Source organism: Mitsuokella multacida DSM 20544 (genome assembly GCF_000155955.1).
GTDB lineage: Bacteria > Bacillota > Negativicutes > Selenomonadales > Selenomonadaceae > Mitsuokella > Mitsuokella multacida.
Window position 1 is genome coordinate 1,172,825 of the sequence record NZ_GG697141.2, and the last position, 16,369, is coordinate 1,189,193.

Here is a 16,369-nt window from a genome sequence, read left to right on the forward strand (position 1 = left end):
CTCTATTCGTATTGGTGAATCAGCAGGTCTCGCCCTGCTGGAAACCCATCGGGAGCGGCTGGAGCGAGGGGAGCTCTTTGTGGCGGATGCGGCGCACGATGGCTTCGGCGGCACGCCGGCCAAGGGTGGGGATGGGCTGGACGACGGCAGTCATGGTCTGCGGGCCGAGGCGCGTCAGGTAGGTGCCGTCGTAGGCGACGATGGAGAGGTCGTCGGGGCAGCGGCGGCCGCGTCGGCTGGCCTCACGCAACGCGCAGATGGCGCCGAGGTCCGTGCCGGAGATGGCGTCGACGTCGGGGTAGCGCTCAAAGACCTCGCGGGCGGCTATGGAGAAATCCTTGGGCTGCAGGGCGTTGGCCGGCATGACGATCGTGTCGAGCGGGACGCTGGCCTGCTTGATGACTTGCGCGAAGATGTCCTCGTGTTCGTGGGCCGTCGTGTGGACGGTTGGAGCTCCGGTGATCTGCACGACATGGTGCGGATGGCGCTTCAGCAGCGCATTGGCGGCCAGCTGGCCGCCCTGATGGTGGTCAGCGCGGATGATCGGGATTTCGTCGCAGAGGTAGCGGTCGAAGGCGATGACGGGCAGCTCGATGTGCTGGTAGTTCTCGATGTGCAGGGCATGGGCGCCGATGATCAGGCCGTCCATCGTATGGCGGCGCAGCATGTCGAGGAAGGCGAGCTCGGCGTTCTTCTTCTCGCCCGTCGAGCAGATCATCGTCTTGTAGCCGTAATCGTAGAGAGCTATCTCAATCTCGTGCAGCAGGGCGGCGAAAAAGGGGTGAGCGACGTCCGGGATGATGACGCCGATGAGGTTCGTGCGGTTGAGCGAGAGGTTGCGCCCGACTTCGCTCGGCACGTAGTGGAGCTCTTGGACGGCGGCCTCGACCTTGGCCCGCGTGGCGGCTGAGACGTATCCCTTGTTGTTGAGCACGAGAGAAACCGTGCTGGTGCTGACGCCAGCGAGCTTGGCGACATCTTTGATTCTTGCCATAGGAGCAGTCCTTTCATCTGGTCTTGTGTTTAGTCTATCACAATCTCGGTTTTGTTGCATATCTTTTACTTATAGAAACAGTATTTTCAGATAAATTGAATGACAATGACAAGAAAAATAAATACGATGAAATGATTGACATGTACGATGAAAGTGAATATAATAAAAGCATCGAAGCGGTTCGACATGCGACTGAATGCGAGAAGACTGCTTCGATTTTCCAGACGTATTTATCGAATCGGTTCGATATAAGAACTACACGAGGTGAAGACGATGACAGACGAACAGCAAGAGATCACGCCGGATGCATTCATCGCGGCACATGAGGCGGAGGTCAACAAGCGCTGGTATCCGCGCTTCCACATCGCGCCGCGCGTCGGCTGGTGCAATGACCCGAATGGCTTTGCCTACTTTGGCGGCCAGTACCATTTCTTCTATCAGTACTACCCGTACGAGCCAAAATGGGGGCCGATGCACTGGGCGCATGCGACGAGCAAGGATCTCGTGCATTGGCAGCGCCAACCGGTCGCCCTCTTCCCAGACCATCCGTACGATGCAGATGGCTGCTTCACGGGCAGCGGCATCGAGAAGGACGGCAAGCTCTATCTGCTCTACACGGGCCATGTCGACCTGCTGAAGAAGCCAGGCCAGCCGGACCGCATCGAGACGCAGAACCTCGCGGTCAGCGTCGATGGCATCCACTTCGAGAAGTCGGAAAAGAATCCGGTCATCACGCTGCCGGAGGGCGTCTCGACGGGCGAGGACCATCACTTCCGCGATCCGAAGGTCTGGCAGCACGAGGGCCGCTACTACGCGGTCGTCGGCGCGCAGACGGCGGACGAGGTGGGCCAGGTGCTCGTCTTCGAGTCGGAGGACCTCGAGAACTGGCAGTTCAAGCACGTCATGGCCAAGGCACACGGCAACCAGGGCTTCATGTGGGAGTGCCCGAACTTCGCGGAGTTCGACGGTCACGAGGCGCTGATCCTCTCGCCGCAGGGCGTCAATCCGGAGGGCAAGCGCTACCTCAACCTGCATCAGTCGGTCTCGATGCTCGGCAAAATGGACTACGAGTCGGGCATCTTCTACCACGATGCCTTCCACATCCTCGACCACGGCTTCGACTTCTACGCGCCGCAGGTCACGCAGACGCCGGACGGCCGCTGCGTGATGATCGGCTGGCTCGCGATGTGGGAGAGCGCGATGCCGGAGCAGGCCGACGGCTGGTCGTGCCAGATGACGGTGCCGCGCGAGCTGCACTACCGCAAGGACAGACTCGTGACGCCGCCAGCACGCGAGCTCACGGCTCTGCGCAAGGCCGCGCACACGATGCCGGAATGCATCCTGAGCGAGGAGACGAGCCTCGGCGATTGGTCGTATGAGACGGGCGAGCTCTGCGCAGATCTCGATCTCACCGATGCCAAGGGCGTGGCCCTCCATTTCACGGCCGGCTTTGAAGATACCGTATCGCTCATGGTCGAGAAGGAGAGCGGCCTCGTGACGCTCTCGCGCAAGTCGGCGGCAACGGGGCGCAAGGAAGAGCGCTACGCGCAGCTGCCGGCGGGCGAGGAGCACCTCTCGCTGCGCGTCTACGAGGACCGCTCCTCGCTGGAGTTCTTCCTCAATGACGGCGATATCGTCATGAGCACGCGCTTCTACCCGAAGACGGAGGAACGCGTCGTCGTGCTCGAGCCGCAGGAAGGCACGGTGCGCATGACGGATGGCGTCTTCTATGAGCTCGACGACATCTTCGCCTGAGTCTTGCTGATGTCAATCTCATTTATCTAGCTTTTCTGATTTGTGTTTTTGGGGAAAGGGGAAACACATCATGGGAAATCTCTTGAAGGCATTTTCGAATCCGTTCTACAGGACGAGCTCGCTTGAGATCCTGCTGTTCTTCGCGGGCTGGGGCATCTGGTGGTCGTTCTTTCAGATCTGGCTGACGACGAAGCAGGGCTTCACGGGCGCGCAGGTCGGCACGATTTACTCCTTCGGCAGCGCGGTCGCGCTCGTCCTGATGTTCGTCTACGGCTCCCTGCAGGACAAGCTCGGCATGAAGAAGACGATGCTGAAGTTCTTCGCCGTCTGCCAGATCCTCGTCGGCCCGTTCTTCACCTGGGTCTACGTGCCGATGCTCGCCGCGAACTTCTACGTCGGCGCTGTCGTCGGTGCCGTCTACCTCGCGGTGGCGTTCCTCGCGGCCTGCCCTGTCTTTGAGGCGGTCACAGAGCGCCTGAGCCGCCGCTACTCCTTTGAGTACGGCCAGGCCAGAGCCTGGGGCTCGTTCGGCTATGCCGTGGCAGCGCTCTGCGCAGGCTTCCTCTTCACGATGAACCCGAACCTGATCTTCTGGACGGGCTCCGCTGTGGCGGCGGTGCAGCTTATCGTCTTGGTCTCGATGACGCCGGAGAACGACGCTTCGCTTACGGCGCAGTACGAGGTCAAGGCAGAGAGCATCAAGGAGAGCAAGACGCCGTCGTTCGGCGAGATCGTCGGCGTGTTCAAGCTCATCGAGGTCTGGAAGATGATCGTCTTCGTCATCATGAGCTGGACGTTCTACACCGTCTTTGACCAGCAGATGTTCCCGGAGTTCTTCACGCGCTTCTTCGCGACGCCAGAAGCAGGCCAGCAGGCTTACGGCGTGCTCAACTCCATCGAAGTCTTCCTCGAATTCCTCATGATGGGCCTCGTGCCGATCCTCATGCGCCGTATCGGCGTTCGCAAGGCCATCCTGCTCGGCTGCGCCATCATGATCGTCCGCATCGGCGGCTGCGGCCTCGTCACGAATCCTCTTGGCGTCGCCGTCATCAAGCTCTTGCACGCACCGGAAACGGCGCTCTTCATCCTCGCTGTCTTCCGCTACTTCACGCTGCACTTTGACACGCGCATCTCGGCGACGCTCTACATGGTCGGTTTCCAGATCGCTGCACAGGTCGGCCAGATTATCTTCTCGACGCCGCTCGGCGCCCTGCATGACAGCATCGGCTACCAGAGCACTTTCCTCGTCATCTCCGGCATCGTCTGTGTGGCCAGCCTCTACGCTTTCGTCATCCTCAAGAAAGACGACCAGCAGGTCGACGGCCAGCCGCTTTGAGATACGACATATTGACAGGAAAAAGACTCCGCGTTCATCAGAAGCGGAGTCTTTTTTATGATTTATGCGGCGCGAGATAGATGCGGCCGTGGGCGTCGATGCGGCTCAGGTGGCGCAGGTAGAAGCGGGCGATGATGCCGGTCAAGAGCGCGGAAATCAGCGTGCCTTCGCGGATGCCCTCGATGGTGCCCATGGTCAGCACGGAGACGATGGCGGCGAGCACGACGAGGCTGATGTCGTTGCCGACCTTGACCTTGCCGAAGTCGATGCCTGTTTTGCGCGCGAAGACGTAGACGGCACCCTCGCCGGCGAGCATGAGGACATCGGCGATGCCCTGCCCCGCGACGCCGAGCGCGACGAGCGCCGTGCCGAGCAGGCAGAGCAGCAGCTTGAGCGCGTAGGCCTCCGGTACGATGGCGAAGAGCTGCATGAAGAAGTCGATGCAGAAGCCGAAGAGGATCGTCACGGGGATCTGCAGCCAGAAGACAGCCGGGAAATCGCGCCGCAGCATCAAGAGCTCAAAGACGACGAAGACCATGTTGACGGCAAACGTCGTCTGGCCAAAGGTGAACGGCGAGATCAGGCTCAGGACATACGGCAGGCTCGAGATTGGCGATGTGCCCAAGAGGCTTTTGACCACGAGAGCAATGCCAGCTGACTGGATCATGACGGCTATGACCAGCAATAGATAGCGTTTTGAGGTAGACAAACAATTCCTTCTTTCATGAGGATGTATTTACTCGACCCAGTGGATCTTCTTGGCGTCGTAGCGGTCGACCTGTGGTTTCTTGCCGACGGGGTAGCCGAAGGGCAGCAGGGCGAAGGTGTACTGGTTGTCGGGCAGGTTGAGGATCTTGCCGACTTTCTCAATGCGGTCCGGGACGGGGGAAACGGCCATCATGATGCCGCCGAGGCCGAGTTCTTCGAGCTCAAGCCAGAGGTTCTCCGTGGCAATGGCGCAGTCGATGTCGGTGATGCCCGGGAAGATGACGTCCTTGCGGGCGGCGATGACGAGCACGACGGGAGCTTTAGCGGCCGATACGGCATAGGGGCTCGTCTTGGCAAGCGCTTCAATCGTCTCGCGCTTCGTCACGACATAGAATTCCCAGGGCTGCTGGTTGCCCGCCGACGGCGCGACAAAACCGGCCTGCAGCAGCTTCTCGATCTTCTCTTTCTCGACGGGACGGTCCTCGAACTTGCGGACGCTCGTACGGGTGAAGATGGCGTTCATGATATCATATCCTTTCTCTGTTGTCGTTATCTATTTTCATTATAGCAGATGTGGCTCTCTCCTCAATACTATCCTTTTGGTTACTATCATACAATAAAGTGCATTCTTCACAAAGGATGCGATTGCGGATACAATGAACACATCAGCTGAAATGAGCCGCTACGGCAAAAGGAAAACCTATGAGATACGACGAAATAGATGGAGGATATTTATGTTAAACGAAATCAATTGGCCGCATGACTACCTGCCGGGCTTCACGGACAACTTCGCCTCGAATGAGGTCATCGTCAGAGGCATCAACGCAGAGGAGACGTTCGCGAACCTCATCGATACAAGCATCTGGCCGACGTACTACAGCAATGTCGCTGATGTCGAGTTCGACAATACGGAGGGCACGAAATTGGCACCGGATACGCGCTTCCGCTTCAAGACGTTCGGTTTCCCGATTGAGGCAGAGATTACGGAGTTTGAGGCACCGCATGACGGTCAGCCGGGCCGCCTGGCATGGCATGGCTGGGCTGAAGGCGACGCAGAGCATCGCCTTGATGTCATCCACGCCTGGCTCATCGAGGATCTATCGGAGGGTCGCGTGCGCATCCTGACGCAGGAGTCGCAGAAGGGCAAGCCGGCGGCTGAGCTCCATGAAGATCCGAAGGACCCGATGAATATCGGTCATCAGGAATGGGTTCGCGGCCTCGCTGCTACGGTATTGGCGGCACATCAGGCATGAATGTTGCTGGAGCTGGCCGGATGGTTGTAGAAGGTGTTGGCAGATGGGAGTGAGCGTTTGATGAAGGAAGCAATGTTCCATTGCCCGGTTGAGGCAGCGCTGAGCCTGATTGGCGGCAAATACAAATGCATCATCCTCTGGCACCTGATGCAGCGGACGCACCGCTATGGCGAACTGCACCGCCTGATTCCGCAAGCGACGCCGAAGATGCTGACACAGCAGCTCCGCGAGCTCGAGGCAGACGGCGTCATACACCGCGAGGTCTACCCCGTCGTGCCGCCGCGCACGGAGTACAGCCTGACCGAGTTCGGCCAGAGCTTGTCTCCCATCATCGAGGCGATGTGCGAATGGGGCAAGGTGAATATGAAGCAGAGAATACTGCCCGGGGCTGAGGAATGACGGCTCTCTGGCAGGAGATGAGATCAACAGGAGGGATTTTTATGAAGCGTCTTCTTTTCTTGTGCTTGGCCGCGCTGCTGATGCTGCCATTCTTTGGCGGCCATTCGGAGGCTGCTGCCAGCAAGGGCAAGATTCTCGTCGTGGCTTCGAGCCAGTCTCAGATGGAGCTCGCCGATAAGAGCATCATGAATGTCGGCTTCTTCCTAAATGAATTCGCCGTGCCGACGGAGTATCTGGCAGAGCGCGGCTATGAGATCGTGCTTGCCACGCCGAGCGGCGAGATGCCCGTCATGGACAAGGGGTCGAACGACAAGAAGTTCTTTGGCGGCGATGAAGCAGCGCGCGCCAAGGCTGTGGCGTTCGTCAATGGTCTCAAGCCCATCTCGCTGCAGGACGCCATCAAGGGCGGCCTCGACCAGTATGCAGCCATCTTTGTGCCGGGCGGCCATGCGCCGATGACGGACCTCATGCAGGATAAGGATCTCGGCACAATCTTGCGCTACTTCCACGAGAAGCAGAAGCCGACGGCGTTCATCTGTCATGGCCCGTCTGCGATGCTTGCAGCTCTGCCGGATGCCGCAGCTTACCGTCAGGCGCTTGTCTCGCATGATGCGAAGGGAGCCATGGCTGCTGCCAAGGGCTGGATCTACAGCGGCTACGAGATGACGGTTCTCTCAGATGCCGAGGAATGGCCGGGTGAAGTCGCAAAAGGCACGGAGATGCCGTTTCACGTCGAGCAAGCTCTGCAGATTGCGGGCGGCAAGATGCGCGTCGACGGCATGTACGGTAGCCACGTCGTCCATGACCGCGAGCTCATCACAGGCCAGAATCCGTCCTCGGACATCGAACTGGCCAAAGAGCTGGACAAGACCTTGCAGGCTGAGTGATGCCAAGCCTATAAAAAGAGCCGGATACCCTTGTTGGTATCCGGCTCTTTTGTGTATTTATGCTGTCAGGCTCAGGCCTCGCTGGCGTGCTCGTCTGCGAGGAGCTGGCGGGTGTGCTCGGCGACCTGTTCGGGCGTGATGTCGGTGAGGCGGGCGACGCCGGTCTTGATGGCGGCACCTGCTACGGCTGCTGCGACCTGTGGGGCGACGCGCGGGTCGAACGGGCTTGTGATGACGTGCTGCTCGTCGAGCTCCTTCTCGTCGATGAGATCGGCGATGGCCTCTGCTGCGGCCATCTTCATCTCTTCATTGATTGCCTTGGCGCGTACGTCGAGGGCGCCGCGGAAGATACCCGGGAAGGCCAGCAGGTTGTTGACCTGGTTCGGGTAATCGCTGCGGCCCGTGCAGACGATGCGGGCACCGGCAGCATAGGCCTCGTCCGGCATGATCTCCGGCGTCGGGTTGGCCATGCCCATGACAATCGGGTCCTTCTTCATGGAGCGGACCATGTCCTGCGTGACGGCACCGGCGATGGAGACGCCGATGAAGACGTCGGCACCCTTGATGACATCGGCGAGCTGGCCCTTCTCGTGCTGCGGGTTCGTGATCTTGGCGATATCATCCTTGTAGGGGTTCATGTCTTCCTGACGACCCTCGTAGATGGCGCCCATGCGGTCGCAGAGGATGATGTCGCGGCCGCCCATGCTGTGGATCAGGCGCGTGATGGCCTGGCCGGCAGCGCCGGCACCGTTGAGGACGAACTTCGACTCCTCGAACTTGCGGCCCGTGAGCTTGAAGGCGTTGATCAGCGCTGAGACGACGACGATGGCCGTACCGTGCTGGTCATCGTGGAAGACGGGGATGTCGAGCTTCTCGCGCAGGCGGCGCTCGACGTCAAAGCACTGCGGTGCCTTGATGTCTTCGAGGTTGATGCCGCCGAAGGTCGGAGCCATGAGCTCGACGGCGCGGACAATCTCGTCGACGTCCTGCGTGTCGAGGCAGATGGGGACGGAGTCAACGCCAGCAAAGCCCTTGAACAGGATGGACTTGCCCTCCATGACCGGCAGGCCGGCGCCGGCGCCGATGTTGCCGAGACCGAGGACGGCACTGCCATTCGTCACGACGGCAACCGTGTTGCCCTTGTTGGTGTAGTCGTAGATCTTATTGTAGTCCTTCTTGATCTCGAGGCACGGTGCAGCGACACCAGGCGAATAAGCCAGCGTCAGGTCCTTGGCCTTCTGGAGGGGGACTTTGCTGTGCATCTCGATCTTGCCGTGGTGTTCCTTGTGCAAGGCTAATGCCTGGTCCGTCAATTTGCTCATGGGGGATACTTCCTTTCTTGCTTTGCTTCTTGTCTGCGCAGAATCGCGCTCGTCAGGCGATGGGGAAAGCAAGGCTGACGTTTATGATAGGGTTATTGAGTTATACTTGTGATAAACGTTACATTTTACAGTAAACTTTAGTTACAACCATGTTCAAACTGTAAAAACGTGTTGCATATTATTATATTGTTGTTGAAATAAAAATACAAATATAATTTGTTAATAGTGAAATAAGTTGCCATAATAATATGAGCCTTTCCTACAATTTGTTTGGCAGGAAAGGCTCATATTGGTATGCTTGTCGAAAGACGGTGTCTTAATGTGTCTTTGCTGTGTTGCTGCTGCGCGTCGGAGCGGCTGGCGCCGTCTCGGCCGGGGCTGCTGTCGTGTGCGTGCTGCCCGCATGCGAGCTGCTCGTAGAGTGGTCGCTCGTCCCCTCGGAGCTCGAGCGGCTCGTGCTCCTCGAACTGGAGCTGCTGCTCGAACTGCTCTTGCTCGAGCTAGAATTCTTGGAACTGCTCGTGCTCGAGCTGCTCTTCGCCTTCGTCGTCGACGGGGCAGAGGTGGCACCCGCCGGGATGGAGCTCTCGTACTCGTGCTGCGTGCGTTCAAGCTGGGCCTTCTCGCTGGCGTTCAGCGTGATGCCGAGTGTCTCGGCCAGCGTCGTGCGCAGCTTCTGGAGGTCCGGGATCCAGTAGCTGACGCCGTCGATATAGAGCGGCTTGCCCGGGACCATCTCGGTCTTGAGCCCGTTCTTCTGGGCTTCCTTGAGCGTGCCGGCGAACTCGAGCAGCTGGCGGAAGGAGAGGTCGGTCTTGACGGAGGACATAACTTCGCCGATGACGCTCGGCAGCTTCGGGATGATGGCCGGGGACGTGATCTTGTCCATGCAGGCTTTCATGAATTTCTGCTGGCGCTTGATGCGGCCGATGTCGCCCTCTTCGTCGCGGTAGCGCACGTAGGTGACGGCCGTCTTACCGTCCATGTGCTGCATGCCCGGCTGCAGGTCGATGATCAGGCCGCCGTCGTCGTCCCACGGGTCTTCGTAGTACATGCGCTTCTCGACATCGATGTCGATGCCGCCAATGGCATCGATGATTTTCTGGAAGGCCTGGATGTTGACGACAACGTAGTGGTCCATGTTGACGCCGAGGAAGTCCTCGACGGTGCGCTGTGCGAGCTTCTCGCCCGCCTCAGGGCCGCCCTTGGCGCTGCCGTAGGCGTAGGCGGCATTGATCTTATCCCAGCCGTGTCCCTTGATCTTGACGCGGGTATCGCGCGGGATGGACATCAGCGCGGCCTGGTCTTTCTTCGGGTCGAGCGTCGCGACCATCAGCGTGTCGCTGCGGCCGACGTCGTCATCGCGCTCGTCGACGCCCATGATCATGATGGTCGTCTTGTCCTTGGAAGTCAGCAGGCCCTCCTCAACGACGTCATCGGCCGACTTGTCGAGCAGGCTGTTCGACGCGAAGAGCGCGCCCATGGCAGCCGCCGCGATAAAGGCGACAATCAGGAGCCCCCAAAAGAGACCTCGATGCCGGCGGCGTGAACGGCGCGGCTGGCGAGGCGGGATCGGATTCGTTTGCAAAATGATACCTTCTTTTCTCAAAATCAAGCATAAATCCCTGCTATTCTAGCAGGGCACATTTATAGTTACATTATAAGGAAAGCGCGTGGGATGTGCAATTACTTTATTCGTATCCACACCATATCGTAGCGGGCAAGCCTGAAAAATCGATGGATAGATGGTAGAATAAGGACAGGAATGAAACAAGATGGCAGAAAGGATGATGGATATGGCAGCAGAGATTGAACGCAAGTTCCTTGTCAAGGAGGGCTGGCAGCCGCAGACAGAAGGGATGCGCATCGCGCAGGGCTACCTCTCTTCGGTGCCAGAGCGCACGGTGCGCGTGCGCATCAAGGGGGAGAAGGGCTTCCTTACGGTCAAGGGGCGAAACGAGGGCACACGACGTGCGGAGTTCGAGTACGAGATCCCGCTTCTTGATGCGGAGGCCATGCTCGCTCTTTGCGAGCAGCCACTGATCGAGAAGCGGCGCTTCCTCGAGTCGTACGGCGGCTTTACATGGGAGGTCGATGTGTTCGCGGGTGCCAATGAGGGGCTCGTTGTGGCGGAAATTGAGCTGCCCACAGAAGATGCTGCGTTCATAAAGCCCCACTGGATTGGGGCGGAGGTCTCGGGCGATGTGCGTTACTACAATTCGAGCCTGATTCACCATCCGTATCGGGAGTGGAAGTAAGAGGCTGTGTATAAGTCGTCTCGGCGCTTCGCTAGATATCCACAGGCAGACGTGGGAAAATCGCGCGGCTGAAACCCAATATATGGGGCTGCGGGCAGGAGTACGGTGTATATATGGGGTTATCCACGGATTTATCCACATTATCCACAGAATTTGTGGACAAGAGTCGTTGATTTTAACCACAATATGCACAACTGCCTGTATATATTATAGTAGGAAATCGGATTAAAACCGAGGAAAATGAGATTTATCCACAGCTGTGGATTTCTTTGTGGATAAACAGAATAAAGCAAAAAAGAGCGCTGGACCGTGGCTGACGCGGTCCAGCGCTCTTTACTTATAGCGGGATGTGTTTATTTGTCTTCACCATTCTTGAGCGGCTTCTTGAGGATCGAAAGGATTACGCAGCCGACGACGGCGCCGACGAGGATCGAGACGAGGTACATCAGCGGGTTGCCGATGGTCGGGACGACGAAGATGCCGCCGTGCGGTGCGCGCAGCGTGCAATCGAAGGCCATCGTCAGGGCACCCGTGACGGCCGAGCCGACGACGCAGGACGGGATGACGCGCAGCGGGTCAGCTGCGGCGAACGGGATGGCGCCCTCAGTGATGAAGGAGAGGCCCATGACGTAGTTCGTGATACCGGCTTTGCGCTCGCTCTCCGTGAAACGGTTCTTGAAGAACGTCGTGCAGAGGGCAATCGCGAGCGGCGGGACCATGCCGCCTGCCATGACGGCAGCCATGACGTGGAACTCACCGGAAGCCAAGAGGCCCGTGCCCGTGACGTAAGCAGCCTTGTTGATCGGGCCACCCATATCGACGGCCATCATGCCAGCGACGATCATGCCCATGAAGATGCGGGCCGACGGGTCCATGTTCTTCAGCGTGTCGACCATCCAGCCGTTGATGGCGGAGACCGGCGGCGCGATGATGAAGAGGCTGATGAAGCCCATGATCAGGATGCCGAAGAACGGATAGATGAGCATCGGCTTGATGCCCTCGAGGGACTCCGGCAGGCACTTCGAGGCCTTCTTGAGGAAGTTGACGATGTAGCCGCCGAGGAAGCCGGCGATCAGGGCGCCGAGGAAGCCGGAGCCCGTCGTGCCAGCGAGTGCACCGCCGACGAAACCGACGGCGAGACCCGGGCGGTCAGCAATCGACATGGAGATGAAACCGGCGAGGACCGGCAGCATGAAGCCGAAGGAGGCACCGCCGATGTCCTTGAAGAATTTTGCGAGCGGCGTGTTGGAACCGAAGTTCTTCGGGTCGATGGAGTAATCATCGAACAGGAAGGCCAGGGCGATGAGGATACCACCGCCGACGACGAACGGCAGCATGTGCGAGACACCGTTCATCAGGTGCTTGTAGATCTGGCGGCCGAGGCTCTCGCCCTGGACGTCAGCAGCGCTCTCTTCCGTGTCGCTGCCCGATGCGTGGTAGACCGGCGCATCGCCCTTGAGGGCGCGGTCGATGAGCTCATCGGCCTTGTTGATGCCGTCGGCGACCTTCGTGATGACGACTTTCTTGCCGTTGAAGCGGGCCATGGCGACGTTCTTGTCGGCTGCGACGATGATGCCGTCGGCAGCGGCGATCTCAGCATCTGTCAGGATGTTCTTGGCACCGCCAGAGCCGTTCGTCTCGACCTTGATAGAAATGCCGCGCTTCTTGGCGTGCTGCTCGAGGCTCTCGGCTGCCATGAAGGTGTGGGCGATGCCCGTCGGGCAGGCCGTGACGGCGAGGATCTGGATGTGGTCGCTTGCCGGTGCAGCTTCGACGGCTTCGCCCTCAGCTGCCTCAGCTTCTGCCTTCGGCGCTTCGAACTTGCCATCTTCCTTGAGGTCGATGAGGTGCAGGAACTCTTCTTTCGTCTTGGCGGCGATCAGGGCTTCCTTGAAGTCCGGGTCCATGATCATCATGGCGAGCTGCTGCAGGATCTGGATGTGTGCGTCGTTGGCGGAATCCGGTGCCGCGATCATGAAGAACAGGCGGGCCGGTTTGCCATCCATGGACTCAAAGTCCATGCCTGCAGGCACCGTCATGGCGGCGAGGCCGGCTTCTTTGACGCCCGTGCTCTTGGCATGCGGCGTCGCGATGCCGTCGCCGAGGCCCGTCGTGCCCGAAGCTTCGCGGGCGAAGACGTCTTTGAGGTACTGTTCTTTGTCGGAAAGATTGCCAGAGGCTGCCATGAGGTCAGCGAGCTGACGGATTGCTGACTGCTTGTCAGCAGGCTTTTGGCCAAGGGCGATGCTCTCGCTCTTGAGCAAGTCAGTGATACGCATAGATTTCTCCCCTTAACTATATATAGAATGAATCAGATGATTGTCTTTAAGAGTGCCTCAACTTCCGGGCGCGTGGCGAGGTTTTCGCTGAACGCGGAAGCCGAGCCCGTAGCGACGCCCATGTGGAAGGCGGTCTTGAAGTCGCCCTGCGACTCCGTGTAGCCCGTGATGAAGCCTGCGACCATCGAATCGCCAGCGCCGACGGAGTTGATGAGCTTGCCCTTCGGGGCCGGGCTCTTGTAGTGCTGGCCATCTGCCGTCAACAGGATGGCACCGTCGCCGGCCATCGAGATGAGGACGTTCTGTGCGCCCTTCTCCTGGAGCTTCTTGGCGTAGGTGATGATCTCCTCGTCCGTCGTGAGCTTGACGCCGAACATGTCGCCGAGCTCGTGGTTGTTTGGCTTGATGAGGAACGGATGGTACTTGAGGACGTTGAGAAGGAGCTTCTTCTCGGCATCGACGATGATGCGGATGCCGCGGCCCTCGAGGCGGGCCATGATCTTCTCGTAGATGTCATCCGGCAGCGTCTTCGGGATGGAGCCGGCGAGCACGAGGGTGTCGCCCTCGGTGAGCTTGTCGAGCTTGGCGAAGAGCTCTTCGCGCTTTGCCTCGCTGATGTCCGGGCCCTGGCCATTGATCTCGGTCTCTTTCTCGGCCTTGACCTTGACGTTGATGCGCGTGAAGCCTTCTGGCAGATGGACGAAGTCGTGCTTGACGCCGAAGCCGTCGAGCTGGCGCTTGATCTCTTCGCCCGTGAAGCCTGCCGTGAAGCCGAGCGCGGTGCTCTCATGGCCGAGGTTGCCGAGGACGATGGAGACGTTGATGCCCTTGCCGCCGCCGAGGACCTGCTCGTAGTTCACGCGGTTGATCTCACCCGCGGTGAAGGAATCGAGGCGGACGATGTAGTCGAGCGACGGGTTGAAAGTTACGGTGTAGATCATTCTTCTCTTACTCTCCTTCCAGGATTGTCGTGCAATCCCGATACTTCTTGTCTCTTAGATGTCCGGTGATGATGGTCGCACTCGAGATGTTGGCGAAGGTGATCGGCGAGATCTTGTTGAACTTCGACTGATCGGCCAACACGTAGGCGTGCTCACAGCGCGAGAGGGCCTCGCTCTTGACGAGCCCTTCACTAGAGTCCGGCGTGGAGAAGCCGGACTTGATGCTGATGCCATTGGCACCGAAAAATCCCTTGGTGAAATTGTAGAGCTCCAGGTTGCGCAGGGCCTCCGTGCCGATGACGGCTTCGGTGACGGCCTTGAGGCGCCCCCCGAGCAGGAAGACTTTGAAGCCTTTGAGGGACAGGCGCGAGGCATGCGGCAGCCCGTTCGTCACATAGACGGCCTGGCGCTCCTGCAGGAAGTCCACCATGTGCAGCGTCGTCGACCCGGCATCGATGTAGACGAAATCCTTGCGGGTCACGAGGCTGGCCGCCCGCCGCGCGATGGCAATCTTCTCCTCGGTGCAGCGGCTGCTCTTGGTCGGCATGTCTTCTTCCATCGCGGTGTAGTTGCTGTCGATGGAAGTCGCGCCGCCGTAGACTTTGTAGAGCATGCCGCGCTTGTGGAGCGCGGTCAGGTCGCGTCGGATGGTGGATTCCGATGTGCAGAGCGCCCGGGTGAGTTCCGGGACCGTCACCGCCTGTTTCTCTTTGAGGATGCGCAGGATGGTCGCATATCGTTCTTCCGTAAGCATGGCGTTCACACCTTTCTGTACTTCCATAATATCATCAAAGTCAATCAAAGTCAATCATACTCGTCAAACAATATGAAGAAATACGGAGAAAGAAGCGAGAACCCGACGAGGTTCTCACGGATGAGCAATACAAAAAGATTTCTGTAACAGAATTGGCCATTTTCATAAGAATTTCATGGCTGATTGTATCCTTTTTCGCTATAATAAAGTTATAAATAGGAAGAAAGTGAAAGAGAAAGTAGGAGAGAATCATATGAACGATATCCACCACCTGCCCGGCAAAGCGGAGGCGAAGGCCGTCATCCGCCAGCACCGCAAGGCGTCATTTTACGTCAAGAAGTATCTGATGATCTTCATGGGCGCATTGATTGCGGCCATTGGCCTCGAGCTGTTCCTGATCCCGAACAATGTCATCGACGGCGGTATCGTCGGTATCTCAATCATGATGTCGTCGATCACAGGGCTGTCTCTCGGCGTGTTCCTGGTCCTCTTGAACATCCCGTTCCTCTATCTGGGCTACAAGCAGATCGGCAAGAACTTCGCGATTGCGACGACGATTGCCATCTGTATCCTGTCGGTCTGGTCGGCGGTGTTTGCGCCAATCCCGAAAGTGACGGATGACCCGTTCCTCGCGGCAATCTTCGGCGGCATCATCGACGGTCTCGGCGTCGGCCTGATCATCCGCGCGGGCGGCTCGCTCGACGGCACGGAGATTGTCGCCATCATCATGGACCGCCGGTCGGTCTTCTCGGTCGGCGAGGTTGTCATGTTCATCAACCTCTTCATCCTGTCGAGTGCGGGCCTGCTCTACGGCTGGGACAAGGCGATGTACTCGCTCGTCGCATACTTCGTCATCTCGAAGATGATCGATGTCGTCATCAAGGGCCTCGACGAGTCGTACGCCGTCATGATCGTCACGAACGAGCACGATGAGATCACCTCGGCCCTCAATGACCGACTCGGCCGTGGTGTCACGCTGTTGCACGGGCAGGGCGGTTACACGGGCGAGGCCAAGGAAGTGCTCTACTGCGTCGTCACGCGCCTCGAGGTCGACAAGCTCAAGGAAATCGTGCTCGAGAAAGATGAGAACGCCTTCGTCACGATCAACGCCGTCCATGACATCGTCGGCGGGCGCTTCAAGAAGAAGGCGATTCACTGAGTTTTGCGAGGTGAGGCGGCTCGTGGCCGAGGCACTGCCGACGCTTCGCTGGGCAATGGCCTAAAAATTTTTTCAGGCTTTTAATCAATCCTTGCCGAGAATCTAAACGCGCTGCGCTTGGACGACGATTCTCGTCAAGGGCAGCTTGTAGCCTGAAAAAATTTTCTTGACGGCCATTGCCAAAGCTTCGCTTACGTCAGCGCCTCGGCCACGGCCTTTGGCTCCTTTTTCTCCCGAAAATTTCCTTGGAGAGCATCTATTGCGCCACTTAGCATGGCCGAGGAAATATCTCTGTCTAGGAACGCAGGCTGAAACTCGTCCTGT

Annotated in this window: 15 protein-coding genes; 7 read left to right on the top strand and 8 right to left on the bottom strand. The window is 58.6% G+C overall.

The window, feature by feature from the left end; genetic code table 11:
* Positions 1-19: 19 nt before the first annotated feature.
* A complete protein-coding gene (locus MITSMUL_RS05425) occupies positions 20-994 on the bottom strand; it encodes a LacI family DNA-binding transcriptional regulator (protein WP_005840697.1) in 975 nt (324 codons plus the stop codon).
* 273 nt (positions 995-1,267) lie between these two features.
* Here MITSMUL_RS05425 and MITSMUL_RS05430 point away from each other — a divergent pair, with 273 nt between their 5' ends.
* Both MITSMUL_RS05430 and MITSMUL_RS05435 read left to right on the top strand, forming a co-directional pair.
* On the top strand, positions 1,268-2,749 hold the full coding sequence (locus MITSMUL_RS05430) for a glycoside hydrolase family 32 protein (protein ID WP_005840699.1): 1,482 nt from the start codon (positions 1,268-1,270) through the stop codon (positions 2,747-2,749).
* 70 nt (positions 2,750-2,819) lie between these two features.
* Entirely contained in the window at positions 2,820-4,085 is a 1,266-nt protein-coding gene (locus MITSMUL_RS05435) for an oligosaccharide MFS transporter (RefSeq protein WP_005840701.1), read from the top strand.
* A 55-nt stretch (positions 4,086-4,140) separates the two neighbouring features.
* On the opposite strand, the gene MITSMUL_RS05440 is transcribed toward MITSMUL_RS05435, so the two are convergent.
* Both MITSMUL_RS05440 and MITSMUL_RS05445 read right to left on the bottom strand, forming a co-directional pair.
* Positions 4,141-4,770, bottom strand: a complete 630-nt coding sequence (locus MITSMUL_RS05440) for a YczE/YyaS/YitT family protein (protein ID WP_156779534.1) — start codon at positions 4,768-4,770, stop codon at positions 4,141-4,143.
* Between the two features lie 51 nt (positions 4,771-4,821).
* Positions 4,822-5,316, bottom strand: coding sequence for a nitroreductase family protein (locus MITSMUL_RS05445; RefSeq protein WP_005840706.1), 495 nt, complete (start codon positions 5,314-5,316; stop codon positions 4,822-4,824).
* Positions 5,317-5,527: 211 nt separating this feature from the next.
* Here MITSMUL_RS05445 and MITSMUL_RS05450 point away from each other — a divergent pair, with 211 nt between their 5' ends.
* Genes MITSMUL_RS05450 through MITSMUL_RS05460 form a run of 3 tightly spaced genes read left to right on the top strand, consistent with a single transcriptional unit; the run spans position 5,528 to position 7,332 of the window.
* On the top strand, positions 5,528-6,046 hold the full coding sequence (locus MITSMUL_RS05450; protein WP_040635556.1) for an SRPBCC family protein: 519 nt from the start codon (positions 5,528-5,530) through the stop codon (positions 6,044-6,046).
* A gap of 60 nt (positions 6,047-6,106) precedes the next feature.
* The gene (locus MITSMUL_RS05455; protein ID WP_005840710.1) at positions 6,107-6,445 is read left to right on the top strand and encodes a winged helix-turn-helix transcriptional regulator; all 339 of its coding nucleotides are present in this window, start codon (positions 6,107-6,109) and stop codon (positions 6,443-6,445) included.
* A gap of 41 nt (positions 6,446-6,486) precedes the next feature.
* On the top strand, positions 6,487-7,332 hold the full coding sequence (locus tag MITSMUL_RS05460) for a type 1 glutamine amidotransferase domain-containing protein (protein WP_050751641.1): 846 nt from the start codon (positions 6,487-6,489) through the stop codon (positions 7,330-7,332).
* A 71-nt stretch (positions 7,333-7,403) separates the two neighbouring features.
* Here MITSMUL_RS05460 and MITSMUL_RS05465 read toward each other — a convergent pair whose 3' ends face one another.
* Together MITSMUL_RS05465 and MITSMUL_RS05470 are read right to left on the bottom strand one after the other, a co-directional pair.
* On the bottom strand, positions 7,404-8,654 hold the full coding sequence (locus tag MITSMUL_RS05465; RefSeq protein WP_005840714.1) for an NAD(P)-dependent malic enzyme: 1,251 nt from the start codon (positions 8,652-8,654) through the stop codon (positions 7,404-7,406).
* 316 nt (positions 8,655-8,970) lie between these two features.
* The gene (locus MITSMUL_RS05470; protein ID WP_040635930.1) at positions 8,971-10,248 is read right to left on the bottom strand and encodes an LCP family protein; all 1,278 of its coding nucleotides are present in this window, start codon (positions 10,246-10,248) and stop codon (positions 8,971-8,973) included.
* Between the two features lie 202 nt (positions 10,249-10,450).
* Between MITSMUL_RS05470 and MITSMUL_RS05475 the strand changes: the two genes are divergently transcribed.
* A complete protein-coding gene (locus MITSMUL_RS05475) occupies positions 10,451-10,912 on the top strand; it encodes a CYTH domain-containing protein (RefSeq protein ID WP_040635558.1) in 462 nt (153 codons plus the stop codon).
* A 353-nt stretch (positions 10,913-11,265) separates the two neighbouring features.
* Here the strand turns inward: MITSMUL_RS05475 and MITSMUL_RS05480 are convergent, their stop codons facing one another.
* Genes MITSMUL_RS05480 through MITSMUL_RS05490 form a run of 3 tightly spaced genes read right to left on the bottom strand, consistent with a single transcriptional unit; the run spans position 11,266 to position 14,913 of the window.
* Positions 11,266-13,191: a PTS fructose transporter subunit IIABC gene (locus MITSMUL_RS05480; protein WP_005840721.1), complete on the bottom strand. Its 1,926-nt coding sequence runs from the start codon at positions 13,189-13,191 to the stop codon at positions 11,266-11,268.
* Between the two features lie 32 nt (positions 13,192-13,223).
* Positions 13,224-14,132: a 1-phosphofructokinase gene (gene pfkB, locus MITSMUL_RS05485; RefSeq protein ID WP_005840723.1), complete on the bottom strand. Its 909-nt coding sequence runs from the start codon at positions 14,130-14,132 to the stop codon at positions 13,224-13,226.
* Between the two features lie 7 nt (positions 14,133-14,139).
* Positions 14,140-14,913 (bottom strand): DeoR/GlpR family DNA-binding transcription regulator, encoded by a 774-nt coding sequence (locus MITSMUL_RS05490; protein ID WP_248614811.1) that lies wholly within the window; start codon positions 14,911-14,913, stop codon positions 14,140-14,142.
* 226 nt (positions 14,914-15,139) lie between these two features.
* Between MITSMUL_RS05490 and MITSMUL_RS05495 the strand changes: the two genes are divergently transcribed.
* Positions 15,140-16,045: a YitT family protein gene (locus tag MITSMUL_RS05495; protein ID WP_040635562.1), complete on the top strand. Its 906-nt coding sequence runs from the start codon at positions 15,140-15,142 to the stop codon at positions 16,043-16,045.
* Positions 16,046-16,369 lie beyond the last annotated feature (324 nt).

What these genes read in the sequence shown, in the direction of transcription:
- MITSMUL_RS05425 (WP_005840697.1), bottom strand. Translation starts at nt 994, where the DNA reads ATGGCAAGAATCAAAGATGTCGCCAAGCTCGCTGGCGTCAGCACCAGC.
- MITSMUL_RS05430 (WP_005840699.1), top strand. Translation starts at nt 1,268, where the DNA reads ATGACAGACGAACAGCAAGAGATCACGCCGGATGCATTCATCGCGGCA.
- MITSMUL_RS05435 (WP_005840701.1), top strand. Translation starts at nt 2,820, where the DNA reads ATGGGAAATCTCTTGAAGGCATTTTCGAATCCGTTCTACAGGACGAGC.
- MITSMUL_RS05445 (WP_005840706.1), bottom strand. Translation starts at nt 5,316, where the DNA reads ATGAACGCCATCTTCACCCGTACGAGCGTCCGCAAGTTCGAGGACCGT.
- MITSMUL_RS05450 (WP_040635556.1), top strand. Translation starts at nt 5,528, where the DNA reads ATGTTAAACGAAATCAATTGGCCGCATGACTACCTGCCGGGCTTCACG.
- MITSMUL_RS05455 (WP_005840710.1), top strand. Translation starts at nt 6,107, where the DNA reads ATGAAGGAAGCAATGTTCCATTGCCCGGTTGAGGCAGCGCTGAGCCTG.
- MITSMUL_RS05460 (WP_050751641.1), top strand. Translation starts at nt 6,487, where the DNA reads ATGAAGCGTCTTCTTTTCTTGTGCTTGGCCGCGCTGCTGATGCTGCCA.
- MITSMUL_RS05465 (WP_005840714.1), bottom strand. Translation starts at nt 8,654, where the DNA reads ATGAGCAAATTGACGGACCAGGCATTAGCCTTGCACAAGGAACACCAC.
- MITSMUL_RS05475 (WP_040635558.1), top strand. Translation starts at nt 10,451, where the DNA reads ATGGCAGCAGAGATTGAACGCAAGTTCCTTGTCAAGGAGGGCTGGCAG.
- MITSMUL_RS05480 (WP_005840721.1), bottom strand. Translation starts at nt 13,191, where the DNA reads ATGCGTATCACTGACTTGCTCAAGAGCGAGAGCATCGCCCTTGGCCAA.
- pfkB (WP_005840723.1), bottom strand. Translation starts at nt 14,132, where the DNA reads ATGATCTACACCGTAACTTTCAACCCGTCGCTCGACTACATCGTCCGC.
- MITSMUL_RS05490 (WP_248614811.1), bottom strand. Translation starts at nt 14,913, where the DNA reads ATGGAAGTACAGAAAGGTGTGAACGCCATGCTTACGGAAGAACGATAT.
- MITSMUL_RS05495 (WP_040635562.1), top strand. Translation starts at nt 15,140, where the DNA reads ATGAACGATATCCACCACCTGCCCGGCAAAGCGGAGGCGAAGGCCGTC.